22 protein-coding genes are annotated in these 23,534 nt (G+C 63.7%); 7 read left to right on the forward strand and 15 right to left on the reverse strand.

Annotated elements, in window-relative coordinates:
* Positions 1-104: 104 nt before the first annotated feature.
* Complete coding sequence (locus IAE24_RS28440) at positions 105-1,349, reverse strand: SAM-dependent methyltransferase (protein WP_199962390.1); 1,245 nt, start codon at positions 1,347-1,349, stop codon at positions 105-107.
* 358 nt (positions 1,350-1,707) lie between these two features.
* Between IAE24_RS28440 and IAE24_RS28445 the strand changes: the two genes are divergently transcribed.
* From IAE24_RS28445 to IAE24_RS28455, 3 genes are all read left to right on the forward strand, one after another.
* Positions 1,708-2,535 (forward strand): hypothetical protein, encoded by an 828-nt coding sequence (locus IAE24_RS28445; RefSeq protein WP_088166797.1) that lies wholly within the window; start codon positions 1,708-1,710, stop codon positions 2,533-2,535.
* Positions 2,536-2,628: 93 nt separating this feature from the next.
* Positions 2,629-3,561, forward strand: a complete 933-nt coding sequence (locus IAE24_RS28450) for a DUF4349 domain-containing protein (protein ID WP_199962391.1) — start codon at positions 2,629-2,631, stop codon at positions 3,559-3,561.
* A gap of 53 nt (positions 3,562-3,614) precedes the next feature.
* Positions 3,615-4,712, forward strand: coding sequence for a DNA glycosylase AlkZ-like family protein (locus IAE24_RS28455; protein WP_199962392.1), 1,098 nt, complete (start codon positions 3,615-3,617; stop codon positions 4,710-4,712).
* A 75-nt stretch (positions 4,713-4,787) separates the two neighbouring features.
* Here IAE24_RS28455 and IAE24_RS28460 read toward each other — a convergent pair whose 3' ends face one another.
* The 8 genes from IAE24_RS28460 to IAE24_RS28495 all read right to left on the reverse strand — a co-directional run bounded on the left by IAE24_RS28460 (position 4,788) and on the right by IAE24_RS28495 (position 14,721).
* Positions 4,788-7,241, reverse strand: coding sequence for a TonB-dependent siderophore receptor (locus IAE24_RS28460; RefSeq protein ID WP_071954711.1), 2,454 nt, complete (start codon positions 7,239-7,241; stop codon positions 4,788-4,790).
* 115 nt (positions 7,242-7,356) lie between these two features.
* Positions 7,357-8,364, reverse strand: coding sequence for a FecR domain-containing protein (locus IAE24_RS28465; protein WP_071954710.1), 1,008 nt, complete (start codon positions 8,362-8,364; stop codon positions 7,357-7,359).
* 1 nt (position 8,365) lies between these two features.
* On the reverse strand, positions 8,366-8,884 hold the full coding sequence (locus IAE24_RS28470) for a sigma-70 family RNA polymerase sigma factor (RefSeq protein ID WP_013803538.1): 519 nt from the start codon (positions 8,882-8,884) through the stop codon (positions 8,366-8,368).
* Between the two features lie 104 nt (positions 8,885-8,988).
* Positions 8,989-9,981, reverse strand: coding sequence for a tripartite tricarboxylate transporter substrate binding protein (locus IAE24_RS28475; protein WP_199962393.1), 993 nt, complete (start codon positions 9,979-9,981; stop codon positions 8,989-8,991).
* 199 nt (positions 9,982-10,180) lie between these two features.
* Entirely contained in the window at positions 10,181-10,948 is a 768-nt protein-coding gene (locus tag IAE24_RS28480) for an SDR family oxidoreductase (protein ID WP_199962394.1), read from the reverse strand.
* On the reverse strand, positions 10,948-12,675 hold the full coding sequence (locus tag IAE24_RS28485; protein WP_199962395.1) for an acetolactate synthase catalytic subunit: 1,728 nt from the start codon (positions 12,673-12,675) through the stop codon (positions 10,948-10,950). Before IAE24_RS28485 ends, IAE24_RS28480 begins: the two co-directional genes overlap by 1 nt.
* Before the next feature lie 90 nt (positions 12,676-12,765).
* On the reverse strand, positions 12,766-13,719 hold the full coding sequence (locus IAE24_RS28490) for an SMP-30/gluconolactonase/LRE family protein (RefSeq protein ID WP_199962396.1): 954 nt from the start codon (positions 13,717-13,719) through the stop codon (positions 12,766-12,768).
* A gap of 15 nt (positions 13,720-13,734) precedes the next feature.
* Entirely contained in the window at positions 13,735-14,721 is a 987-nt protein-coding gene (locus IAE24_RS28495) for a Bug family tripartite tricarboxylate transporter substrate binding protein (RefSeq protein WP_199962397.1), read from the reverse strand.
* 147 nt (positions 14,722-14,868) lie between these two features.
* Between IAE24_RS28495 and IAE24_RS28500 the strand changes: the two genes are divergently transcribed.
* Positions 14,869-15,582, forward strand: a complete 714-nt coding sequence (locus IAE24_RS28500; RefSeq protein WP_199962398.1) for a GntR family transcriptional regulator — start codon at positions 14,869-14,871, stop codon at positions 15,580-15,582.
* A 95-nt stretch (positions 15,583-15,677) separates the two neighbouring features.
* On the opposite strand, the gene IAE24_RS28505 is transcribed toward IAE24_RS28500, so the two are convergent.
* Complete coding sequence (locus IAE24_RS28505; protein WP_197942780.1) at positions 15,678-16,622, reverse strand: nucleotidyl transferase AbiEii/AbiGii toxin family protein; 945 nt, start codon at positions 16,620-16,622, stop codon at positions 15,678-15,680.
* On the reverse strand, positions 16,615-17,241 hold the full coding sequence (locus tag IAE24_RS28510) for a hypothetical protein (protein WP_233630799.1): 627 nt from the start codon (positions 17,239-17,241) through the stop codon (positions 16,615-16,617). The genes IAE24_RS28505 and IAE24_RS28510 overlap by 8 nt, the downstream gene beginning before the upstream one ends.
* Positions 17,242-18,000: 759 nt before the next feature.
* Between IAE24_RS28510 and IAE24_RS28515 the strand changes: the two genes are divergently transcribed.
* From IAE24_RS28515 to IAE24_RS28525, 3 genes are read left to right on the forward strand one after another with little or no spacing between them, the layout of a single operon-like run.
* Positions 18,001-19,056, forward strand: a complete 1,056-nt coding sequence (locus tag IAE24_RS28515) for a nucleoid-associated protein (RefSeq protein WP_199962399.1) — start codon at positions 18,001-18,003, stop codon at positions 19,054-19,056.
* A complete protein-coding gene (locus IAE24_RS28520; RefSeq protein ID WP_199962400.1) occupies positions 19,053-20,036 on the forward strand; it encodes a GTP pyrophosphokinase in 984 nt (327 codons plus the stop codon). Before IAE24_RS28515 ends, IAE24_RS28520 begins: the two co-directional genes overlap by 4 nt.
* A 5-nt stretch (positions 20,037-20,041) precedes the next feature.
* Positions 20,042-20,536 carry an SLATT domain-containing protein gene (locus IAE24_RS28525; RefSeq protein ID WP_199962401.1) on the forward strand — a complete coding sequence of 165 codons (495 nt, stop codon included), beginning with the start codon at positions 20,042-20,044 and terminating at the stop codon, positions 20,534-20,536.
* A 1,140-nt stretch (positions 20,537-21,676) separates the two neighbouring features.
* Here the strand turns inward: IAE24_RS28525 and IAE24_RS28535 are convergent.
* From IAE24_RS28535 to IAE24_RS28550, 4 genes are read right to left on the reverse strand one after another with little or no spacing between them, the layout of a single operon-like run.
* The gene (locus IAE24_RS28535) at positions 21,677-22,252 is read right to left on the reverse strand and encodes a hypothetical protein (RefSeq protein ID WP_199962402.1); all 576 of its coding nucleotides are present in this window, start codon (positions 22,250-22,252) and stop codon (positions 21,677-21,679) included.
* A gap of 2 nt (positions 22,253-22,254) precedes the next feature.
* The gene (locus IAE24_RS28540; protein WP_199962403.1) at positions 22,255-22,710 is read right to left on the reverse strand and encodes a D-Ala-D-Ala carboxypeptidase family metallohydrolase; all 456 of its coding nucleotides are present in this window, start codon (positions 22,708-22,710) and stop codon (positions 22,255-22,257) included.
* A 5-nt stretch (positions 22,711-22,715) separates the two neighbouring features.
* Positions 22,716-22,997: a hypothetical protein gene (locus IAE24_RS28545; protein WP_199962404.1), complete on the reverse strand. Its 282-nt coding sequence runs from the start codon at positions 22,995-22,997 to the stop codon at positions 22,716-22,718.
* Position 22,998: 1 nt separating this feature from the next.
* The gene (locus IAE24_RS28550; RefSeq protein WP_199962405.1) at positions 22,999-23,391 is read right to left on the reverse strand and encodes a hypothetical protein; all 393 of its coding nucleotides are present in this window, start codon (positions 23,389-23,391) and stop codon (positions 22,999-23,001) included.
* Positions 23,392-23,534: the final 143 nt, after the last annotated feature.

The raw sequence follows: 23,534 nt of genomic DNA on the forward strand, positions 1-23,534 counted from the left end.
CGAATCAAGAAAGGGCAGTCGGCCGCCGGGCCGAGACCCGGCCTCGAAAAAACACCCCCCGGCAGGGTCAAGAACAAGCTACACACCGCCCGCGCCCCAAGACATCAGGACAGCTCCCGCTCGTACATATACCTCCGCGACCAAGCCAACGAAGCAGCCCCCTGCCCCGCCCTCCGACAAACAACCTGAAAGATAGACACGTCATCGTGCTCAAACGCATAAGCACACCCCGCCAGATACACCCTCCAAATCCGAAACCTCTCCTCATCCACCAAGTCCCGAATCTGCGTCGCACAACCCTCAAACCGCTCCAGCCACAACTGCAACGTGCGCACGTAATGACGCCGCAACCCCTCCACATCCAGCACCTCCAGCCCCCCACGCTGCATGGCCTCCAGCGCCAGGCTCAGGTGCGGCAGCTCGCCATCAGGAAACACATAGCGGTCGATGAACGCACCGCCGCCCAACGCCGTGGCGCCCACGTCCGCGTCGGTGGAGGTGATGCCGTGGTTCAGCGCCAGCCCGTCATCGGCCAGCAGCTCGCGCATGTGCGCAAAGTACATGGGCAGGTTGCGGCGGCCCACATGCTCGAACATGCCGACGCTGGTGATGCGGTCAAAGCGCCCCTGCACGTCGCGGTAGTCCTGCAGGCGGATCTCGATGCGGTCGGCCAGTCCTGCGGCGCGCACGCGCTCGGTGGCCGCTTCGAACTGGTTGCGCGACAGGGTCACGCCCACGCAGTGCGCGCCAAAGTGCTGGGCCGCGCGCAGCACCAGGGCGCCCCAGCCGCAGCCGATGTCCAGCAGGCGCTGGCCGGGCTGCAGGCGGATCTTGGTGAGGATGTGGTCCAGCTTCTTGCGCTGGGCGGTGGCCAGGTCCTCGTCGCCGTTCTCGAAGTAGGCGCAGGAATAGACCATGCCCTCGTCCAGCCAGAGCCGGTAGAAGTCGTCGGAAACGTCGTAGTGGTACTGGATGGATTCGCGGTCCGTGCTGCGGCTGTGCCGGAAGCGCCTTGCCGCGCGCGCCGCAAGCGCCAGCCGCCCCGGCCCCTTGCCCGCGCCCTGGGTCTTGGACATGCGGCGCGCCAGCGCATAGCCGAAGTCGATGATGTCGGGCAGCCGGCCGTCGATGTCGATCTGGCCCTTCACATAGGCCTGGCCCAGGTGGTCCAGGCTGGGGTCCAGCAGCAGCGGCAGGGCCGAGGCGCTGCGCACGGTGAGCGTGACGCGCGGCTGCTCGAAGCGGCCGAAGTCGAACTGCTCGCCATTCCACAGCACCAGCCGCGCCGGCAGATCGGCCCGCGCACGCACGGCCTCGGCCCAGCGCCTGAGCTTCTTGTCCCAGAACATCTTGCATCTCCCCGGGGCTGGCGGCGCCCCCCTTTTGACATGACCCGCATGAACCGCATGAAAAGCAAATGACGAGTCTTGCCGGTTCATGTGACGGCAAGACGTCAGCACGGCAGCCCGCGCCGGTAGCGGATCGATACAGACCCGATGGCGCCCACACCCCGCCTGCGGCCCGGCTTGGGGCACACTGGCCGGCGTTCCAACTGCCCCGGCGCGAAGGCGCCTGCGACAGACACCATGCAAGCCTTTGACCTGAGCATCGAACACTGCATCGAGCACCGCAACGAACAACGCAGCACCGGCGGCCACCACCGGCCGGATTTCAGGAACCTGCCATCGAACTGGAGCCAGTGACGCCATGGCCATGACCCATACCCAGGCGCTGTCCAAGCTGGCCGCCGACACTCTTGTGCAGACCCTGGAGGAAGACGTGGCGCGCGTGATGGCGCGCACGTTTGCGCTGGGCCGGCACGATGCCGCTATCGCGGCCAACTACGGCGGCCATGCCCTGCCGCCCCTGCTGCGGCGCTGGAGCTGCGTGCTGCAGGCCGGTGACGCCAAGGCAACGGCGCTGTACCGGCACAAGACGGCGCTGGCCCTGGCCATCGTGCTGCACAGGAACGGCCTGGCCGACGCGGGCCTGAACGCGGCCGCGCGCACGGCCATCGATGTGCTCAATGCCGAGGTGGCGCTCAGCGATGACTTCTTTCGCAAGTCGGCGCAGATCCGCCAGGACTTCCTGGACACGCCGCCCGCGCCGCCCAAACGCTCGCCGGGCCTGCCCGACAGCCTGACCTTCTACCGCGCGGCCGACGTGGTGGCCATGGAGCTGGACGGGCGCTTTTACGCGCTGTACGTGCACGGCTGCGCCAGGACGAACCAGAGCCCCATCGTCGAGTTCTACGACGCGGTGTTCGACCACCTGCCGCAGATGGCGGAGCTGGCCGACGTGCGCGCCCGGGGCCGGCGCTACAACGATGGTGTGGGGCGGGTGGCGCGGTTTTCCATATCGGGCCTGAAGTTCCTGCCCGACCCGGCAGGCCAGTTCACCCTGGTCAAGGCCTGCGTGGAGACGCCGCCGGACCCCGGCCATCTGCAAAAGGGCGACTGGCTCTACACGGTGTCCGACATCTTCGAGCTGCAGTCCGAGGTGGACACCATGTTCGGCCCCGGCGGCAAGCCCTGAGCCCTGAGCCCTGAGCCCTGAGCCCTGAGCCCTGAGCCCTGAGCTTTGAGTCCTGACAGCGGCCTGTTCTTGCCTGTTTTCAAGAGGAAATTCATGACGCATCCCCGGCCTTCCACTCCGTCTTCCCGCATGGCCTTGCCGGCCGTGCTGGCACTGGCTGCCACGCTGGCCCTTGCGGGCTGCAACCAGCGGCACGACACAGCAGCCATGGAATCTGCGCCCGCCCCCGCGCCCATGGCGGGCGGCGCCGGCATGAAGCAAGGCCGCGCCGCCACCGTGCAGGCCGAGGATGCGGCAGCAGCCGCACCAGAGACATCGGCGCAGGACGAGATGGCCCAGCGTTTCCTGGCCGTGCGCCAGGAGTTGAACGTGGAAGTGCCGCAGGCGCAGCTGGCCGATGCCTGGGGCCAGGTGCGCGACCTGTGCGCCACGCTGCGCTGCGAGTTGCTGTCGGCATCGCTGCTGCGCGAGACGCCCCAGCAGCCCGGCAACGCCATGCTGGAGATGCGCGTGGCGCCGGCCGATGTGCAGCGGCTGCTGGGCACGCTGGCCGGCGTGGCCACCATCGTGTCGCAGAACACCATCAGCGAGGACAAGACCGCCGAGGTGATCGACGTGGAGGCGCGCATCAGGAACCGTACCGAGTTCCGCGACAGCCTGCGCCTGATGCTGCGCGACACCACGACCAAGCGCACCATGTCCGACCTGCTGGAGATACAGCGCACGCTGTCGGACACGCAGGCCGAGCTGGACGCCATGGCCGCCCAGCGCAAGGTGCTGGAGCAGCAGACCAGCAAGCAGCACATACAGATCCAGTTCACGCCCACCCGCGCCCTGGTGCAGGGCGGCACCAGCTACAGCCCCATAGGCCGCGCGCTGCGCGATGCCGGCCATGTGCTGGGCGAGAGCATGGCTGCCCTGATCACCTTCGTGGCGGCCGTGCTGCCCTGGCTGGTGCTGGTGGTGCTGCCGCTGGGCTGGGTGCTGCGCGCGCTGTGGCGGCGCAGGCGTGCCAGGAAGGCCTGAGCGGCACGGCAGGATCAGGAAGTACGGCAGCCCTGCCGTGCTCCAATCAAGCCATGCCCACCGAACCGAGCCTTGACGACCTGCGCCGCCATGCCGTGGCGCGCACCCTGTTCACACCGACCACCCTGCCTGCAGCCATACAGCGCCTGGGTTTTGTGCAGGCAGACCCGATCCGCTCGCCGGCCCGGGCGCAGGACCTGACGCTGCGCCACCGCGTCAAGGACTACCGCGCCGGCGACCTGGAACGCCGCTACGCGCGCCTGGCGATCGACGAGGACTGCCTGGTCAACTACGGCTTTCTGCCCAGCGAGCACCTGGCGCTGATGCACCCGCGCCAGGCCCGCAAGGCCTGGGATGCCGAGACGCAGCGCAAGGCCGCCGAGGTGCTGGCCTTTGTGCGCGAGCGCGGCGCCGCGCATCCGCGCGAGGTGGAGCAGCACTTCTCGCACGGAAGCGTGAAGAACTACTGGGGCGGCTCGGGCAGCGCCAGCACGCAGTTGCTCGATGGCATGCACTACCGGGGCCTGCTGCGCGTCAAGCGCCGTGACAGCGGCACGCGCGTCTACGAGGCCATCGCCCACCCGCCTGCCGACGACAGCCCCGCCGCCAGCGCCCGGCGCGCCGCCGCGCTGATCGACCTGGTGGTGCGCAAGTACGCACCGCTGCCGGCCCCCAGCCTCACCTACCTGGTGCGCCTGCTGGGCTATGGCGCGCCCCACCTGGCGCAGCAGACCCAGGCGGCGCTGCGGCTGGCGCGCGAGCAGCTGGCCAGCTGCCGCATCGACGGAACCACCTGGTACTGGCCCGCCGACGAGAACCCACGCTCGCGCCGCCATGCCTTCGACGAGCGGCTGCGCCTGCTCGCGCCCTTCGATCCCGTGGTCTGGGACCGGCGCCGCTTCACGCTGCTCTGGGGCTGGACCTACAAGTTCGAGGCCTATACGCCACCGGCCCGGCGTCAGCTGGGCTACTACGCCCTGCCCATGCTCTGGCAGGGCCAGGTGATCGGCTGGGCCAACCTGCAGGCGCGTGACGGCCGGCTGGAGCCGGCGTTCGGCTATGTGGCCGGCGCGGCGCCCGGCGATGCCGCCTTTCGCAGCGCGCTGGATGAGGAACTGCAGCGCATGGAGCTGTTCCTGGCGCCGCGCTGAGGCTCATGCACTCGCCCCCTGCGCGTGTTTACCGCCCCACAGGAGCAGCGGCAAGGCAGCTCAGGGACAGTCCGTTCAGAAGGTTCCGCGCAGCGTGAGCGTGGCATTGCGCGGCATGCCGTAGTAGGTGCCGTTGCGCGCGCCGCCCACGGCAGCCCAGTAGACCTTGTCGGTCACGTTGCCGATGTTGAGCGCCGCCGTCCAGTTGCGGTTGATGCGGTAGGAGGCGCGCAGGTCCAGCACGGCATGGCCGGGGTTCTGCACGGTGTCCACGCGGGCATGGCTTTGCGCGCTGAGGTTGGCGCCCACTTTCCAGGCCGACCATTCGCCGGGCAGCGCGTAGCTGGTGGATACGCGCAGCAGGCTGCGCGGCGTGTCGGTGCTCAGCGAGCTGCCTTCGTCGTCGCGCGTGTTCAGCCAGGTGTAGCCGCCCGAGACCTGCCAGCCGCGCGCGACCTCGCCACCGATTTCGGCATCGAAGCCCTTGCTGCGCAGCACGCTGGAGTTGCGGTAGCAGTCATTGGTGGTCACGCCGGGGCACAGGCCTTCGTTGCCGGTGTCGAACACGGCCACGTCGCGCTTCTTGATGTTGAAGACCGAGAAGGCCACGTTGAGCTTGCGCTCGAACAGTTCGCCCTTGATGCCGGCCTCGTAGTTGGCGCCCACGGCGGGCTTGAGGCGGTTGCCCTGCACGGTGGCGTACTGCGACTGGGGCTGGAAGGTGCTGGTGTAGCTGGCATAGACGGACCAGAGCGGATCGATGTCGTAGACCAGGCCCGCATAGGGCGTGAAGCGGCCGTTTTCGCGGTAGTCGTTGGTCAGGGCGCCGGTGAAGGTGTCGTTGGAGCGGAACTTGAACCAGTTCAGGCGCCCGCCCAGGTGCAGGTGCAGGCGTTCGGCCAGCTGCAGGCGCCCGCTGCCGTAGATGCCCAGCAGTTGCTTGCGCTCCCTGAGACCGAAGTCATAAGGAGGGGCCACGGGATCGGGGATGCGCGAATGGTCGAAACGGAAGACGTCCAGGGGCATGGCCTCGCCAGAGGAGGCCGACTGGGTCAGCACCTTCTGCTGGGTCCAGCTGGTGCCGAACATGACCTTGTGCGTGCCGCCCAGCGCCTGAAAGCTGCCGGTGACGTTGGCATCCAGCCCCGTGGCATCGATGTCGCGCGCAATGAAATCGTTGCCCACGTAGCGCAGGCCCTGCAGGGTAACGGGATCGATGGCGCCGCGCGCCGACCCCAGCTTCTGGTCGATGGTGGTCTTGCCGTGGTTGAGCGTGAGCTTGGCCACCCAGTCGCCTCCCATGCGGTGCTCGACCTCGCCGAACACGTCATCGACCTGGGCCTCGTGGCGGTTCCAGCGCTGGCCCAGCGAAGTGGAGCGCGGCAGGCCCAGCGAGGCGCCGTTGGAGTAGCTGGGCAGGCCGAAGATGCTGTAGCCGTCGATGTCGGTCTGCTCATGGCGGTAGCCCGCCGTGACCTTGGTGCCGGCGCCCAGGTCGGCGTCGATCACGCCGTAGAGCATGGGCGAGCGCGAATGCACCAGGTCGATGAAGCTGTGGCGGTCGGTATAGGCGGCCACCACGCGGCCGCGCACCGTGCCGGCCTCGTTGAGCGCGCCGCCTCCATCGATCTCGGTGCGGAAGTTGTTCCAGGAGCCGATGCTCTGGGCAAACTCGAAGTGCTTTTCCGCACGCGGGCGCTTGCGCACCATGTTGACCACGCCGCTGGGGTCGCCCGCGCCCACCACCAGAGCGCCTGCGCCGCGCAGCACTTCCACGCGGTCGAGGATGGCCGTGTCCATGGGCACCCAGCCCGTGGGGCTGTAGGTGCCGCCGGCCACGCCGTCGAGCAGGTAGTTGGAGTCCGGGATTTCGTAGCCGCGCATCATGTAGACGTGGGCCCCGAAGTTGCGCTGCGACTTGGTGGCGCCCGTGGTCTGCAGGATCACGTCCTCGACGGAAGACAGGTTCTGGTCATCCATCTGCTGGCGCGTGACCACGGTCACGGACTGCGGTGTCTCGCGAATGGACTGCTCCATCTTGCCGATGCTGAGAGCGCGCGTGGTGTAGGAGCCGGTCTGCTCGGTGGTGGGGCTGGTGATGGCCTGGGCCGTGACGCGCACCTCGGCCATGGCCTGGGCCGTGCCTGCGGTGCGTGCAGCGGCGGCTGCGGAGGCTGGAGCAGGCGCTGCGGTGCGCAGGCCCCAGTTGCCCGAGCCCGTGCGCACCAGCTCCAGCCCGCTGCCCTGCAGCGCCGCGCGCGCGGCCTGCTCGGGGGTATAGCTGCCGCGCACGGCGGGCGCGGTCAGGCCGCGCACCAGCTCGGCGTCGATGCCGATCTGCTGGCCGCTTTCGGCGCCTATGCGCGCCAGCGCGCTGCCCAGCGGCTGGGATGGCAGGTCGTAGCTGCGCACGGACGAGGCGGCTGGCGCAGCGGGCGCGGAAGGGGAAGTCTGGGCGTGGGCGCTCAGCGCGCAGGCCAGGGCGGCAGCGGCCAAGGTGCGCAAGGGCAAGGGGCAGGAGAGCAGCATGCGGGTTCTCGACAAGGAGGTTGGAAGGGCCTGAAAAGCAGGTTTCCAAGGCTTGTCGAGCGCGCCGCAAAAAGTGTTCATTTTTTTGCGCGCAGGCACCGACCTCACCCGATAGTCACTCGATGGTCACCAGCCAGCCACGCTGGTAGACGTTCACGGCAATGGGCAGGGTCTCGGCCAGCGCCGCCAGGGCGCGGTCGGTGTCGTCCAGCGAGAAGGTGCCGTAGACATGCAGGGCCGCCGCACGCGGCGCCACGCGGATGAAGCCCGCGCGGTAGGCGCGCAGGGCCTGCACCACCTCGCCCAGCGGCTGGTCGTGCGCCTCCAGCATGCCGCGCTGCCAGGCCGACGCGGTGCCGGGCTCGGTCGCATCCTCGGCAATGCCCGCCGGACCGAAGCGTGCACTGCGGCCTTGGGCCAGCACCTGGCTTGCACCCTGTGGCGTGGTGATCTCCACGCTGTGCTCAAGCATGCTCACCAGGCTGCTGCCGGCCTCCTGGCGCACCACGAAGCGCGTGCCCAGCGCGCGCACCTGGCCGTGGGCCGTGCGCACGGTGAAGGCGGCGCCCCCTTGCCCTGCCTCCCAGGCCTGTGGCGCTGCATGCGCCAGCAGCGTGCCCTGGCGCAGGATGACGGTGCGGCGGCCAGGGCCGAAATCCAGGTCCGCCGCCGAGCGCGCATCCAGCGTGATGGTGCTGCCATCGGGCAACGCAAAATCACGCCGCTCGCCCGTGCCGGTGCGCAGGTCGGCAGCCCATTGGCTGATGGGTGCGTGGCGGTGGGCCACGAAGGCGGTGCCCACCGCCATGCCGCCCAATCCCAGCGCGCCGCGCAGCAGGCTGCGGCGACGGCGGATGCGCGATTCGGCACGCTGCAGCGCCTGGCCCATCAGGCTGCCCGAGGCCGCAGGCGCGCCGGTGCGCAGCGGCGACAGCATCTGCTGCAGCGGTGCCTGCAGCCGCTCCCAGGCCAGGCGGTGGCCGGCATCGGCCCGCAGCCATTGCTCGAAGCCCTGGCGCTCGCCATCGCTGACGGAGCCCGAGTTCAGCGTGACCAGCCAGCCCACGGCCGCCTCGGTGGCAGCATCCAGACTGCTGCCGTCCTGCGAAAGAGAGGCCGCCATGTCAGCCGCCGCGCGCTACGGCAATGCCGGCCTGCTGGCGGGCGAGCGCGATGGCGATGCGCCGGAAGGCCTCGGCCATGTGGCGGCGCACCGTGCTCAGGGAAATGTCCAGCTGGTCGGCAATGGCCTGGTAGGTCAGGCCGTCGATCTGGCTCAGCAAGAAGGCCTGGCGCGCCTTGAGCGGCAAGCCGTCCAGCGCCTGGGCGATGTGCTCCAGCGTCTCCAGCAGCACGGCGCGCTCTTCGGGAGAAGGCGCCAGCTCCTCGGGCTGCAGGGCCAGGGTCTCCAGATAGGCCCGCTCCAGCTCACGCCGGCGCCACAGCGTGAACAGCAGGCGCTTGGCAATGGTGGTCAGAAAGGCGCGCGGCTCCTGCACCACGGCAGCGGGGCGCGCGGCCACCACGCGCACAAAGGTCTCGGACGCCACATCCTGCGCCTCGGCCGTGTCGCGCAGCCTGGCCTTCAGACGCGACAGCAGCCAGGCATGGTGGCCCACATACAGCTGCTGGACCTGGAGCATGGATTCTGGAGGCGTGTGCGGCACGGACATGGGGCGGTATTTTAGCCGTCCGCAATAAGAATGGTTTGCATTCCACCATTCCCCCCAGGGCAGCCGGACCGCCCTCAGTTCATGCGCGGCAGATTCGCTGCCTTGATGGCCGCGCCCATGGACTCATGGCCCTGGACCAGCTTCCTGCGGTATTCGGCGCCGGTGAGCGGCGCCGGGTCCACACCGGCTGACTCGAAGATGCGCGCCACCTGGGGCCCCTCGGCGGCTGCCATGGCGACGCGCTCCAGCCTGTCGCGCAGGGCCGGGGGCACGCCCTTGGGGTAGGCCAGGCCGATCCAGGAGTCGATCTCCACGTCGTAGCCCTGCTCCCTGAGCGTGGGCACCTCGGGCAACTCCTTCCAGCGCATGGGGCTGGCGCTGGCCAGCAGGCGCATTTTTCCGGCCTTGACATGCTGGACGATGTCCGAAGGGTTCTGCACGATGACGTCCACCTGCCCGCCGATCAGGCCGGCCACGGTCTCTGCGCCGGACTTGTAGTTGATCTCTTCGAACCTGCCGCCCGTCTTGCGCCCCAGCTCGTACATGGCCAGGTTGTTGGGCGCGGACGGCGCGCCGAAGAAGATGCCCTTGCCCTGGCGAGACGCGGCCACCAGGTCGGCCATGGTTTTATAGGGCGAGTCCGCGCGCACGGCCACGCCATAGCGGTAGCGGGCCACGCCTGCGATGAAGTCGAAGTCATCGACCTTGTAGTCCACCTTCATGAGGTGGGGCGTGATGGCGATGGTCGAAAACGTCACCACGCCCAGCGTATAGCCGTCGGGCTTTTGCCGGGCCAGCGACGAGACGCCCAACGTGCCCTGCGCTCCCGCGCGGTTGTTGGGCACCACGGGCTTTTTGAGCAGGCCCTCCATGGCATTGCCGATGGCGCGCGAGGCCACGTCGGTATTGCCGCCTGCGCCGTAGTTGATGATCAGGGTCAGTTCCCGCTCGGGAAACACGTCCGTGCCCTGGGCCAGCGCCGGGGCGCCGGCTGCGGCCGCCAGCGCTGCCGCGCAGAAGGCCGAAAGCAGGCATCTGCGAGATGCGGGGGATGGATATGCATGCATGGTTGTCTCTCGTTGCGATCTTGGGTTCTGTCGTCTTTGGAAGTCGTGCTTTCACGGTGCTGCGCACTACCCACTGACCGGGAAACAGGCACGCCCTGGAAATGGGGGCACCGAGGAAGGGCCGCCCCGCACCGAGGGTGCCGTCCCCCCGCGAAGCGAGAGGGGGAAGCGGCGCAGCCGCTCAGGGGGTCGTCCTTCCTCAATTCATGAAGAAGCCGCCGTTGACGTCGATCACCGCGCCATTGGTGAAGCCTGCGGACTCGCTGCACAGGTAGCGGATGGCGGCACCGACCTCGGCCGCCTCGCCCAGGCGCCGCACGGGGATCTGCTCGGCATAGCGGCGGTTGACCTCGTCGCCGGCCTGCTGCGCCATCGGCGTCAGGATGCGGCCCGGCGCCACGCAGTTGGTGGTGATGCCGTACTGGCCCATCTCCGAGGCGATGGAGCGGCTCAGGCCCAGCACGGCGGACTTGCTCAGCATGTAGGCGGGGCCGGCCACGATGGACTTGCCGCGCCCGGCCAGCGAGGACACGTTGACGATGCGCCCCCAGCCCCGCTGCTTCATGCCCGGCAGCGCCAGCTGGCACAGGCGCAGCATGGACAGCAGGTTGACGTCCAGGATCTGCTGCACCTCGCCCAGCCCCACGTCGAGGATGCCGTTGGACTGGCCGCTGGCGTTCTTGAGGCTGATGCCGGCGTTGTTGACCAGGATGTCCACGCCGCCATGGCGCTGCACCATGTCCGCGACCACGCGCTGGCGGGCTGCCTCGTTGCAGACATCGAGCACCACGGCGCTGGCCCGGGCACGCAGTTCCTGCGGAACCAGATCCAGGTCGGGCGCGGCCAGGTCGGCCAGCACCACGCGGCGGCCGTCGCGCAGCAGTTCGATGGCGGTGGCCAGGCCGATGCCGCGTGCGGCGCCGGTCACCAGGGCCGTGCGGAGGGGGAAGTTCTCAGGCGCGCTCATCAGTGGCTCTCCGGCGTGTAGAAGGTGATGGGGGGAAAGGCGTCTTCGGTGCACATGACCTCGATCAGCGTGGCCTCTTCGGCGGCCATGGCGGCGCGCAGCGCGGGGGCGATGGCATCGGCCGATTCCACGCGCACGCCGTGGATGCCGCAGGCCCGTGCGATGGCCGCGTGGTCCACGCCGCTGAAGTTCACGGCCGAGGTGTGCTCGCCGAACTTCACGTGCTCGGCATGCTTCTGGTAGCCCAGGATGCCGTTGTTGATGAGGACGGTGATGACCTTGATGCCCATGCGCCTGCAGGTCTCCATCTCCGACCACACATGGCCGAAGCCACCGTCGCCCACCAGGCAGAACACCTGGCCGCCGTCCTGCGCCAGGCGCGCGCCCATGGCCATGGGCATGCCCCAGCCCAGGCCCGCCAGGCCGCGCGGCGTGATGAAGCGCTGGCCGGCCCGGCGCGCGGTCAGGTAGTTGGTGACCCACAGCGTGGAGTAGCTGGCATCGGCCACCACGGTGTCCTCGGCGGTCAGCAGGGCGTCGAGCTCATGCATGATGCGTTCGGGCCGTATGGGTGCGGCGCTGGACAGGCGCACTTCGGCCGACTCCTCCCGGTGCCTTTCCCTGCCCTCGGCAATGCGTGCGGCCAAGGCAGCGCGCTGGCCGGTACGGGCCGACAGATCCTGCGACCCGGCGATGTCCAGCATGGCCTGCAGCGCCAGCCGCGCATCGCCCACCAGGCGCATGGCGTCGTAGTTGCGCCCTATCTCCTGGCCGTCGATATCGAGGTGGATGAATTGCGCATCGCGCGGGTACAGCGTCCAGCTGTCCGTGCCGTTCTGGTTGGTGCGGTTGCCGATCAGGAACACCACGTCGGCCCCGGCCACGAAATCCTTCAGGTAGCGGCCCGAGCCGTTGGGGCCCAGGCAGTTGGCGACCACGCCCAGCGACAGCTCATGCGTCTCGGCCACGGCGCCCTTGCCCATGTTGGTGGTGGCCACGGGCAGGCTCAGCGCATCGGCAAAGGCGCTCAGTGCCTCGCTGGCACCCGAGATGTGCACGCCGCCACCGGCAACGATGACCGGCGCGCGGGCCTGGAGCAGCGCGCCCACGGCCTGTTCCAGCAATTGCCGTTCGGGCACGGCGCGGTCCAGCGGAAAGCGGGCCAGTGCAGCGGGCCGGGGCACGCCGGACGGCTGGGCAGGCTCGGTGAGCAGGTCGGCCGGCAGCATCAGCGCCACGGGGCCAGGCCGGCCGCTGCAGGCAGCGATGATGGCCTGCTCCACATAGTCTTCCACGCGCGATGCCTGGTCCACGCGGCGCACCCACTTGGTCACGGGCTTGAACAGGCCCATGTGGTCCAGGTCCTGGAAGGCGTTCTTGTCGGTCTGGTCGCGCGCCACGTCCTGCACCAGCGCAATGATGGGGATGGAGACCTTCAGCGCCTCGGCCAGCGGCGCCACCAGCAACGCTGCGGCCGGCCCGTTCTGCGCGGTGATCACGGCGGGCCTGCCGCTCATGCGGGCATGGGCATCGGCCATGTAGCCGCCCGCGTTCTCGGTGCGGTAGGCGATCTGGCGCAGGCCCAGTTCCTCGGCGGCCAGCACGAACATGCTGGGCAGGCTCTGCCCGAAGAACTGCGTGATGCCGTGCCGCTTCAGGACCCGGGCCACCAGGTGGCCTACGGTGTCCTGCTTGTTCAATCCAGGGTTGCTCAGGGGTTTCGACATGGGTTGCGGTTTCCGTTCAACAAAAAAAGGCGTAGCGGCTCCCTCGCCATGGCAATCGCCAGCGATACGGAAAGGGAAGCCAGGGGGAACTTATCTATTCAGGAAATTCAAAGGCAATCCAGGACACGGCCAGTCCAGCGCCACCAGCCGCCCCGATGAAGACAGAGTGACGAAGGCGGTCTTCAGGTCTGGGCCGCCAAAGCAGATGTTGGTCGTCATGGGGTCGGGCAGCTCGACCCGGTGCACCACCTGCCCGGCCGGCGAGACCACGGTGATGCCGCCCTCGCCCAGCGTGGCAAGGCAGATGTTCCCTTCGGCATCCACAGCCAGGGAATCGATGTTCTGCATGCCCGGCAGGCGGCAGACCAGCCGCCCGCCATTGGGCGAATCGGGCCAGGGCCGGGCCAGGATGTGCCCGGGCTCGCCGATGTCGAAGGCCCACAGCCGCCCCGTGAAGGTCTCCGCCACATAGAGCGTCTTCTCATCGGGAGAAAGACCGATTCCGTTGGGCGACCACAGCGGGAAGACGGCTTCGCGGATGGCGCTGCCATCGGCCAGTGCGTAGCAGACGCTGCCCCGGTCCACCTCACGCGGCCGCACCTTGCCGTGGTCGGTGAACCAGAACCCGCCATGCCGGTCGAAGACCAGGTCGTTGGGCCCCTTCAAGGGTCCGCTGCCGCTTTGCGTGTACAGGCATTCGACCTGGCCCGAGGCCAGGTCCACGGCCTCTATGCGCCCGCCTGAATAGTCGTTGGCCTGGCCTATGGGCCGCAGCCCATGCTCCGCACTGCGGTGCCACTGGAAGCCACCGTTGTTGCAGATGAACAGCTTGCCGCCGGGGCCTATGGCGGCGCCGTTCGGGCCTGCACCCAGGTGGACGAGCTGCCGCCTTGTGCCATCGGCCGTCACCCGGGTCAGCCAGCCGTTGGCGATCTCCACCAGCACGACCGATCCATCGGGCATGGCCACCGGGCCTTCGGGAAACTCCAGGCCGTCGGCCAGTGCCCGGAGCGAGGGTTCTGTTTTTTGCAGCGTGTATGTCATGTGCGCCTCACTGCATCAATCGATGCTCAGGTTCAAGCGCCTGATCACGGCACCGTATTTTTCGGAATCGTCCCTGACCATGGCCTGCAATTGCTGCGGGGTGGACGGCGAAACCTCCAGCGCCATTTCCGAGAAATTCTTCTGCAACCGGGGATCAGCCAGGGCCTTGTGCAGCACGGCGTTGAGCTGCTCCACCACGGCGGCCGGCGTGCCGCCAGCGACGAAGGCGCTGAAATGGTTGGCGATCTCCACCCCGCGCGCGCCCGCCTCGGCGAAGGTCGGCACATCGGGCAGATGCGGCGAGCGCCGGTCTCCCGTGACGGCGATGACCCGGACCTTGCCCGACCGGGCATAGGGCACGACGGTGGGCAGGTCGGACATGAAGACCGGCACCTGCCCCGCCAACAGGGCCTGCATGGCCGGCGCACTGCCCTTGTAGGGCACGTGCACCATCTGGATGGCGCTGCCGGCCAGGAACATCTCCATGGCGAGGTTGGTGCCGTTGCCATTGCCGGTGGAGGCATCGCTCAGGTCGCCATGCGACCTGGCATGGGCCACCAGCTCCCGGACACTGCCTGCGGGAAACGAAGGCAAGGCCACCAGCGCGATCGGATTGCGCGCCAGCACCGATACCGGCGCCAGCGCACGCTCCGGGTCATAGGGCAGCTTCTTGAAGAGGAACGGGTTCATCGACGCCACCGAGGGATCGAAGACCGCGAAGGTATGGCCATCGGCGGGCGCAGCCTGCAGGGCCTGCACGGCGATCACGCCCGAGCCGCCAGGCCGGTTGTCTACCACCACGGCCTGTCCGGTCTGCCCCGTGATGGCCGCCGCAATCTGGCGCGCGATGTTGTCCGAGGCCCCGCCTGCGGCATAGGGCACCAGGATTCGCAGCGGCTTGGATGGATAGGTGGTGGATGCAGCGGACGCCGCACAAGAAAGGCTGATAAGGGCCGAGCCCATGGCAAGCCATTGGCGGCGGTTCGATGGTGATACGGGCATGTCCCCTCCTTGGATTTTGATGCATGGTACTTGATGCATCAAACACCAAATACAGGGTTAGCCCGTGGACCAGTCACGCTCGGATGTGACGGCCATCCCACCATCCCCCGGGAGGTACCATTGCGCCCAAGCAGTTGCGGAGGCCCGATGTCCAGCGTTTTTTCACAGATCCGAACCAATCAGACCCTTGCCGAAAAAACCTATCTGCAGATCCGTGACGCCATCGTGAGAGGCCAGCTGCAACCCGCGCAGCGCCTCGTCTACCGCAGCCTGGCCGAAGAGTTCGGCATCAGCCCCACGCCCGTGCGTGATGCCATACAGCGCCTGGCCTCCGAAGGCGCCCTGGACCTGGACGACCGCGGCGTGGCCACCGTGCCCGTGCTCAGCGTGAAGCAGTACGTGGAAATCATCGCCCTGCGCATCGAACTGGAAGGCCGCGCCGCCGCAGCCGCCGCCAGCCGCCATCCGGGCCAGGGCTTCATCGACACCATCACCCGGCTGCACCAGGACCTGGAAAAATCCATCGCCGTGGACGACGACGCCACGCTGATCGCCAACGAGCGCTTCCACTTCTCCATCATCGAAGCCGCGCAGCAGCCCGTGCTGGCCAGCCTCATCGGCCTGCTATGGCTCAAGTGCGGCCCGTCCGTGCGCTACCTGTACCGTGGCACCTACGCCCGCGCGGCCGAACATCCGCACATCCGGCTGATCCATGCGCTGGAGCAAAGGGACGGCCCCGCCGCCCGGCAGGCCGTGGTGCAGGACCTGCAAAGCGCCTGCCTGCATATCCTCAGGAAGATTGCCAAGGATGATGGGATGGAGTTTCCGCAGGAGTGGGTGGTGGCGGGGCTGCGGGCTTAGGGAACACGGAGACTTGCCCGTCAGGCAGGCGGGCCATTCCTATGCAAGCCCATGAGGACTATTGAGTCCTTTTTCATCAAGGATTCCTGTGCCCATCACAGCACATGGATGTGCTCGCGGATGCGGGCCAGAAGAAGGTCGAAATCCGGCTGTCCTTGGTAATACAAGGCCCGTGTCTTGCGGTACTCCTGCGCAAAACGGTCGCATTGAGCAGCATCGGCCAGTACAAATGCCGGGTTGAGGGAGATAGCCAGCTCATCTCCGGAACGGAACCGCTCGATCTTGCGTTGCTGATAGGCCGGTGTTCCGATGAAGCCCTGCACTTCCTCCATGCCCAGGAGGCAATACACATCGTAGTAATGCCGCAGGAAGTTGGCAGGAAATGCCCGGCTTGCATCCAGCCTGCGGTACTTGGTGGAGATGGTCTGCAATTTTTCGACGAAAGTGTGCGTCGGTGCATAGCAAGGCACATTCACCGCACGGTTGTCCCGCAGCGGGATATCGCGCTCCATGGCAGCCTCCAAGGCCCACGAAGAGATGGTCACTGCGCGATTGGGTGCCGTGTCATCGAATCCCAATTCCAACAGGATGCCGTCCTTGATCCCCGCAAGCGCCGCCGTTCTTGGCGTGTAGATCAACCGGATCCCGGCGCTGCGCATCTTGTCATCGTCAAACAGGCGATCCCGCTGAACTTCGACCACCCCGGGAATGCAGATGGTTTGCGCAAGCGCGTCGTAATAGGCTCGCCGTGATTCGACGTGAGCGGGCTTGTCGTGATTGCGGCCTGTCTTGACGTCCATTCCTTGCGGCGGGTCGATGCGGATATCGATGTCTTCGGAAAAACGATGGATGACACCGAAGCCCTTGGACAGCGATGTGCCGCCCTTCAGCTCGAACCGCAGCCCCTGGGCCTGAAGACCCCAGAGGCAATGCATGATCCAGTAGTCTTTTTCCACCAGCACAGGAGCTAGGCCACGTTCGTCGGCCACCAACGAGAGGAGTTGGTCGAAATCCCTGCGCTCGTGAAGAAAATCAGCCACCGCTCCACTCCCTCAAGATTTTTCGGGTAGCCGCGTTGGCATAGCGCTCAATCGCCTGACGCAGGCGCTCGGCATCAAAGGACGGCATCTTTTTGCGCGCCTGCCCAAGAACCAGTTCCCCATCTTCAGCCAGCTCATCCAGGTTGTTGAGCAAGTCCACGAACAGGAACTCGGGGCTGAGTTTCTTCGGAAAACGGGGCTTTACCCGAAAGTCGAAATCACGATTGCCCAACCGAAAGATGCCGTGCCGCTTGCGGTTGTAGACCCAGGTGCTGTTGTACAGCTGCGTGGTTCCGACACCGACCGCATTGAAGGCGGAAGGCGAAAACAACAGGAAATCGCTGTCCCGCAGAAAGCTCTGGACCACTTGATCGTCAGCAGGTGGCAGCGGCCCGAAATCGGACTGCTTGGGTGCGTGATACAGCCCTTGCGCCAACTTCTTCAATCTTCCGCCAGCCACCAGCTCACTCAGATGCCGGTCGACCGCCGTGGAAAGCGGTGCCAGGTCTTCGCGCCGGTAGACGCCACCAGGGCGCAGCTCTTCCGCCAGGAGTGCAGCGCCTCCCCGCAAGGGTTCAGCAGAAGAACGAGCGACACGCATGATGGCTGGATTTATCATTGAAGTTTCATGCATCCTATCACCGGCAGGCGATTGAAAGCATTCGCAGCTCCACCCGTTGCGCTGCAGTGGCACGGCCACGAACACCATCCCCAAGCCCCGCTCAAACACCCCGTGGAATAATGTCCCCCTTCACCGCCATCGCGCCCACCTCTGACTGGAGACGGCCGAAGGCGGCAAGTACCCCACAAGAACATCTGCGCCTTCCTGCGGCCCCCGCGCCACCAAGGAAGGCCCTGCCCGGCACCTGCATGCCGCCGCAACCTGTTGATTCCCAAGCCAATGAGCGACCTCTCGCAAAGCACACAGCCCTCTCCGGCCCCTGATCTGTCGGCGCACACGCCAATGATGCATTGGCTCTCTTATCCTATGTAATCTTACTTTTTTTTCGAAAAGCTACGCCAAAAGTTACGCCACGGATACGCGCTTTGGCCCTGGCCGATAGGTATCTACAATGCCAGGGGCGGACAAATACTGTATATTTACACAGTATGTAATCCACCACCTTGGTCTAGACCCCAGCAAGTTCCAAACCTTTTTTGTTTCAGCCTAGGAGGCGCTTAAGACCAAGAGATCAGTGACGAGCGACGAGTGGGCGTAGTGACAAAGCACTTGAGTGAGAAAGAAGATCAAATTTGGCGTGCAGATAGCACTCATACAAGGTAGCATTCCCGAACATCTTATATGTAACAAAATGAAGATTGGCACTTTATATGTACATACATCCAGTGCCCTTCACTTTAAGGAGAAAGCACGCCAATGATCGATCTCGAATTCTTGACAATCAAGCGCATCATCGTTCACCACATCCCCCCGCGTGCAGACGACAAGACCTTTGTGCCTCCTGTATGCGCGACAACGCTTGTGAAGCTCACCAACCAAGGTTTGGACATGTTTTCCAAGAGAATAAGCCAAGCCCTCGGCCACCACTCTCATGGAATTCAGGTCCAATTCCATGATACTGGCCCACAAAGCTTCTTCGCTAACTCAGTGGATTTAATGGATGGGAGCAACGCAAAGTTCATTGCCAGCTCCGCTATCGTTGCAAATGACTTGGCAAGGGCTCAACTGTCCAAAAATTTGACTGCAAGCAAGCTGATAGTAATTTCGGGTCTCACCTCTAAAAAGCAAGTCCCCTTTTCCGCAGTCGTGAAATCAGAGTTACAGGATGGACTGAGCGAAAACCAAAATAATGGCAAGGCAATTGTCGATTATCTGACGAATATCTTTTTTGCCGAGAGCCAGAAATTGTACAAGATTGGTTTCGTTCAAAAAATGAATAGCCTCGGAACCAAGAAAGTGCCAGAGCATTTTGCCGTCCATCTTTATGATCATTTAATGACGGGAACTGAGACAAGAAGTGCAGCATTTTATTTTCATTCAGACTTTCTCGGAACCGAAGTTTCATCATCGGATCGTCACAAGACAAGAGAGTTTTTTGAAAAAACCAAAGAATTCCTGCAAGCTCAGGATATCACTACAGCCGAAAAGATAGAACTTGGTGAAGCATTGCGCTCCGAGCTTCGCAGCAACAAATCCACGATTAGTATTAAGAAATTTTCGGACGATTACCTAGAAAAATCTCTCCAAGGGAAATACATTGATTTCATGCAAAAATCTAATGTGAGTTCTCACGCCATAACCAAAGATGTCGAATACATTAAGTCAAGGCTAAGGAGGAGACAAAAAATCGTGTTTAACAGCGGAGTGATGATCACAACTCCAGCAGATAAAATTAGTCTTGTCTCCGTCGAAGCGCCATCAGATGGCACAACAATTGTTAAAATCACCGGTACAGTAGAAAGTCAAGGATGAAGATTTCGCGTGACGAGTTTCTAGCGGAGGTACGCACCAGCGCGCCTCTGCTTAAGCTATGGGCACGCGAGTCGATTAAATTGATTAGTAAAATGGTTAAGGCCGAAATCGGCGCAGCTCGATTTAATGGATTCTTTAAAATTGAACCAAGCTTTCGGCTGAAAAGCGAAAAATCCGCCTTAGCCAAGTTTGATCGCTGGGATTCATTGGAATCTGCTAAGGAAATGCATGATTTAGTAGGCGCCAGATTTGTTGTACTACTCCGCACCGATTTGCAAATAATAGAACATGTAATCAAAAGCTTTTCTGGTTGGAGTACGACTATAGCGCGTCACTTTGAAAATGAAGTAGATGATGACCCGGAGGTTTTTGACTACCAGTCAATTCATCTACTTATAAAGGGAAGCCGCGGAAGCACTATAAATGGGTACGTTTTGAGCGACGACGTCACCTGCGAAATTCAAATTCGCACAATGATGCAGCATGCATATGCTGAGCTTTGCCACGACAAAATATACAAGAATTTTCGCGCCATCCCAGCCAGCGCCAAGCGCTTAGTGGCAAGGTCAATGGCCTTGATGGAGACAACAGATTCAATATTTTGCGAAACCGCCAAACAGCTGGATGAGGTTGCAGCTGATAGACAAAGATGGGACGAGTATCTTTCCGAAAGATATAGTTATGCGATTCAGCGCAAATTCCCCCCTGGAGATTTCATAGGACTCTCCATAATTGAAAGATTCAAACATCTACTAGAAAGTGTCACCTTAAGTGAAGTTGGGGAAATAGTCGAATTACCAATCATCAGATCAAGAATTTCTGCGCGTCTTCACGACAAGCTATTTCAAAGCCCAGGCTGCGTACTTACTTATTGGCTTGTAAAAAATCACTATATTGAAACTATAAACTCTTGGCCCGACGAATCACTTATACCTGGCTTGCAGCTAGTATGCGCAGATCTTAACATCTCTTACGAATAATTAGAATGACCTCATCTGACCCCAAACTCTACACCCCGCCTGCCACCAAAGAAGAACTTTTACTCAAATGGTTAAGGCGTGCGCGCGAGTCTCAGTTCTCTCATTATGATGCGGCAAAAAAATTGAGAAACCACGGACAGAATCTCGGCATTCCCGTCATCATAATTACGGCAGTATTGGGCGCGTCAGCTTTCGGATCCATACTTACCGAAACAGTCCCCTTATTTGCGAAATTGATTGCAGGACTTTTAGGTCTTGCAGCTGCAATATTATCCAGCCTTCAAACGTTCTTCAAATTCTCCGAAAGGTCAGAGAAACACAAGGTCTGTGCAGCCAAATATGGCGCGATCCGACGGGAGCTAGAATTCTTTCACACACAAGGCAACATTACGGATGCGGAAATAAAAGAAATTCGCCTCAAACTCGACAAATTGGCTGAGGACGCGCCTGATGTAGAAGCCGCATTTTTTGCGCGCCAAGCGGAAGGAAATATCGAGTAATCCCATACGTATGCATGCTAGCCTCGGTCCTCATTGGCCTTATCATCAATGCATGCGAACTTATTTGATTACTCATCAGCTAGGCTGTTGCCACGCATTGCGCAAGAGGGCAGCGACATCATCTTGACCACAGCCGCTAGCGCTCTGACTTAGTCGCTTTAGTTAAGACAAAGGCGGCATCGTAGGCAGGCTCGCAGGCTTGGCCTCGCCCTCGGGCTTCGTCAGAAACAGTCGCCAGCGATCCCGCTCGCTCGACAGCGCGGCGCTGCAGCTCAGCAAACAGAGTGAGGGCACATTTGTCTGAGCACGCGGCGGCGTGGCTAGGCCGGCAACGATGGACCAGAAAGGTAACTGGTTTGGGGAGAGCAGGCCGCCCGGCAAGATCTAGTGCACTGATGATGAATGCGCGCCATCAACGACGGCTACCATGAAGCTCACCCTTAGGCAAGTCCTTTTTCATGCGCCATAGATCGCTCACCTTAGGATAGAATGCTCGTCCCAAGCGATACCGCTTCCTCCCTATGTTCCGCGAAGTGCGGTTCTGACTCGGAGCCTAAAAATTGTTTCAACAGGCTGGCCAGCGAAGTGCGGGCCGGACTCGAAGCCACAGAGCTTTTCAACAGATGGCCTGCGAAGTGCGGGCCAGACTCGGAGCCTTAGAACTTCTCGATGGTTGGCCCGTCAAGTGCGGGCCGGACTCGAAGCCACAGAGCTTCTCAACAGATGGCCTGCGAAGTGCGGGCCAGACTCGGAGCCTTAGAACTTCTCGATGGTTGGCCCGCGAAGTGCGGGTCGGAATAGAAGCCGCAGAGCTACTCAACAGATGGCCGGCGAAGTGCGGGCCAGACTCGGACTTTTAGAACCTCTCAACAGTTGGCCCGTGAAGTGCGGACCACATATTCAGCAGACGCGAACCACACACTGCTCGCTACCTGCCCCATTTTTTGCGGGGCGCGGGTGTTGGCAGGTAGCCGATGTAGGGAAGGTTTGCAAGCGATTTGGTAGATAGATACGCGCCCCGTATGTATCGCATACTGGATTCGACATGCAGAACTTTACACTGATGCTTCTGGCTATGGCCCTGCTGGTCATTGCCACGAAAGTCTAAAAAAGGCCCCTTTCGAGGGGCCTTTTTTTCGTCTATTCGGTGCGCGCATCTTCGATATCAAGAATCTTGTTTAGTTGGCTCTCCAACTCATAATAACTAGCCCGGCACACAGCCAAGCTCTCGGCTACATCCCGCTCACTGGCGTATCCGGCAGCGTCGTGCGCAGCGGGGGAAGAGGTTGGGGCCTCACTCGCAGAGTCGCCGGCAACGGCTCGCATATCATCTGCATGGGGGACGGCGGCGCCGATGTCGTTGAGCATGCGGACAGTGTGAGCATCGAGACACTGGCGACGAGATAGCAGAGCGATTTGCGCATGTGCGCCTCCCAATTGGTTGTTGAGGGTTTCGAGAGTCTTAGCGTGCTCCCCGGCCGCCTTGTCCGCTGTAGCGCGCTCGGCCTGCCGTTTGAAATCAGCAGCCTTGTCAGCGAGGCGCTGGGCCTCCAAGCGACTGAGCGCCTCACGGTCGTAGCGAGCCTGCCAGGCCTGCCCCGTTAAATGCCAGCCCCCTGTCGCGCCTGCTGCGGCACAGGCCACGCCCAGCAACACATAGGGCAACGCAGCAGCAGTCACGCGCACGGCCCAGGATTGAGGATTCAGGGCCGCCATGGTCAGACCTCCTGAATGCCCACCAGCGTGCTTTTGCCGCTGACGGTGATCACGCGGTTGACGGGCTTGTCCGGCGTGCGCATGGACAAGTGCACCCAGCGCTTGCCGCCCACGGACTCATAGATGATTTGCCCGATGCCCAGGGCTGCGACATGCGGCGCCAGGGCCTTGGCGACGGCATACGGCGTGCCGTAGCCGGGTGCCACGATGTCAGCGGCCGCGCCTATCGCGTGATCGCTGCTTGTGACGCCGCCCACAGCGGCATTGACAGCGCGTGAGCGGTAGCCGCTGGTCACGATGATGGGCACGCCCAGGTGCGCGCGCACGCGCTCCAACATCGCGGCCGTGAGCGTCAGGCGCTGCAGGGCCTCGGGCGCTGGGGTGTTGTCCAGGCCCTGGCGCTGGGCCGTGCTGCTGGCGGTCATTTCCGCCAGGCTGAAATGGGGGGTCAGTTGCATGATGTCTATCCCTCTTTGAATCGGGTACGAACGATGAGCACGACAAAGCCCGCGAACATGCACAGTTCGCGCGCCGTGGGTGCAGGGAAGTCGAAGATGGGCGCGACGAGCGCGCCGGCGCCGGCGGCAGCGAGCAGGCACCAGGCCAAGGCCTTGAGCCAAGCGAGCAGCCGCTGATTGCCGGTAAGGCCTGGCAGGCACGGCCGCGTGCGCTCCAGCTTGTTGAGCGCCTCGGCCAGGACAACCAGGCCGAAGATCCAGAGCAGGAAAAAGCCAAGGTGTCGCATGTCAGCTCTCCCCGGCCTGCGGCCAATACTTGCGCATGAGGGCGAGCAGCACGCGCTGTGCGCCGGCGCCGACCAAAAAGGCCATGGACAGCATCAGCGATGCGGGCACGTTTGCGATGAGCAGTGCCAGGGGCGTGAGATAGCCGGCCGTGATCGAGGAGGCCCAGGCCACGGCCAGGCGCCGCACAGAGGTGCGCAGCAGCTCGCGCCAGGTGTCCGCAGTGCCCGGCACGGTGTTGAGCAAGATGATGCTCACCAGCGCGCCAAAGAAGCCGGCCAGGAGCAGATCCACATGCAGGCCAAGCGGCACGCCGAAAGCCGTGAGTGCAGACGTCGAGACTGCCGCGCCTGCGAACGTGGCCACGCCGGCGGCAGTGGTTGTGGGTTCGGGCATCAGATCCTTTCAGGCATGAAAAAACCCGCCGAGGCGGGTTGGTGTTGGAGTGTTGGCGCGGCGGCTACATGGCCTCGGCATACTCGAAGAGAGTAGGCAGATCAGCCATGATGTTGAGCGCGCTGGCAAGCAGCAGCACAGTG

This window comes from Delftia sp. S65, from assembly GCF_016516495.1.
In the GTDB taxonomy this organism is placed as follows: Bacteria; Pseudomonadota; Gammaproteobacteria; order Burkholderiales; family Burkholderiaceae_C; genus Comamonas; species Comamonas acidovorans.

Bases quoted from the DNA above. Each gene is read 5' to 3' on its own strand.
- IAE24_RS28465 (WP_071954710.1), bottom strand. From the start codon at position 8,364: ATGGCGGCCTCTCTTTCGCAGGACGGCAGCAGTCTGGATGCTGCCACC.
- IAE24_RS28545 (WP_199962404.1), bottom strand. From the start codon at position 22,997: ATGCGACACCTTGGCTTTTTCCTGCTCTGGATCTTCGGCCTGGTTGTC.
- IAE24_RS28445 (WP_088166797.1), top strand. From the start codon at position 1,708: ATGGCCATGACCCATACCCAGGCGCTGTCCAAGCTGGCCGCCGACACT.
- IAE24_RS28480 (WP_199962394.1), bottom strand. From the start codon at position 10,948: ATGAGCGCGCCTGAGAACTTCCCCCTCCGCACGGCCCTGGTGACCGGC.
- IAE24_RS28490 (WP_199962396.1), bottom strand. From the start codon at position 13,719: ATGACATACACGCTGCAAAAAACAGAACCCTCGCTCCGGGCACTGGCC.
- IAE24_RS28540 (WP_199962403.1), bottom strand. From the start codon at position 22,710: ATGCAACTGACCCCCCATTTCAGCCTGGCGGAAATGACCGCCAGCAGC.
- IAE24_RS28470 (WP_013803538.1), bottom strand. From the start codon at position 8,884: ATGCTCCAGGTCCAGCAGCTGTATGTGGGCCACCATGCCTGGCTGCTG.
- IAE24_RS28500 (WP_199962398.1), top strand. From the start codon at position 14,869: ATGTCCAGCGTTTTTTCACAGATCCGAACCAATCAGACCCTTGCCGAA.
- IAE24_RS28535 (WP_199962402.1), bottom strand. From the start codon at position 22,252: ATGGCGGCCCTGAATCCTCAATCCTGGGCCGTGCGCGTGACTGCTGCT.
- IAE24_RS28485 (WP_199962395.1), bottom strand. From the start codon at position 12,675: ATGTCGAAACCCCTGAGCAACCCTGGATTGAACAAGCAGGACACCGTA.
- IAE24_RS28440 (WP_199962390.1), bottom strand. From the start codon at position 1,349: ATGTTCTGGGACAAGAAGCTCAGGCGCTGGGCCGAGGCCGTGCGTGCG.
- IAE24_RS28525 (WP_199962401.1), top strand. From the start codon at position 20,042: ATGACCTCATCTGACCCCAAACTCTACACCCCGCCTGCCACCAAAGAA.
- IAE24_RS28475 (WP_199962393.1), bottom strand. From the start codon at position 9,981: ATGCATGCATATCCATCCCCCGCATCTCGCAGATGCCTGCTTTCGGCC.
- IAE24_RS28455 (WP_199962392.1), top strand. From the start codon at position 3,615: ATGCCCACCGAACCGAGCCTTGACGACCTGCGCCGCCATGCCGTGGCG.
- IAE24_RS28520 (WP_199962400.1), top strand. From the start codon at position 19,053: ATGAAGATTTCGCGTGACGAGTTTCTAGCGGAGGTACGCACCAGCGCG.
- IAE24_RS28510 (WP_233630799.1), bottom strand. From the start codon at position 17,241: ATGATAAATCCAGCCATCATGCGTGTCGCTCGTTCTTCTGCTGAACCC.
- IAE24_RS28515 (WP_199962399.1), top strand. From the start codon at position 18,001: ATGATCGATCTCGAATTCTTGACAATCAAGCGCATCATCGTTCACCAC.
- IAE24_RS28495 (WP_199962397.1), bottom strand. From the start codon at position 14,721: ATGCCCGTATCACCATCGAACCGCCGCCAATGGCTTGCCATGGGCTCG.
- IAE24_RS28460 (WP_071954711.1), bottom strand. From the start codon at position 7,241: ATGCTGCTCTCCTGCCCCTTGCCCTTGCGCACCTTGGCCGCTGCCGCC.
- IAE24_RS28550 (WP_199962405.1), bottom strand. From the start codon at position 23,391: ATGCCCGAACCCACAACCACTGCCGCCGGCGTGGCCACGTTCGCAGGC.
- IAE24_RS28450 (WP_199962391.1), top strand. From the start codon at position 2,629: ATGACGCATCCCCGGCCTTCCACTCCGTCTTCCCGCATGGCCTTGCCG.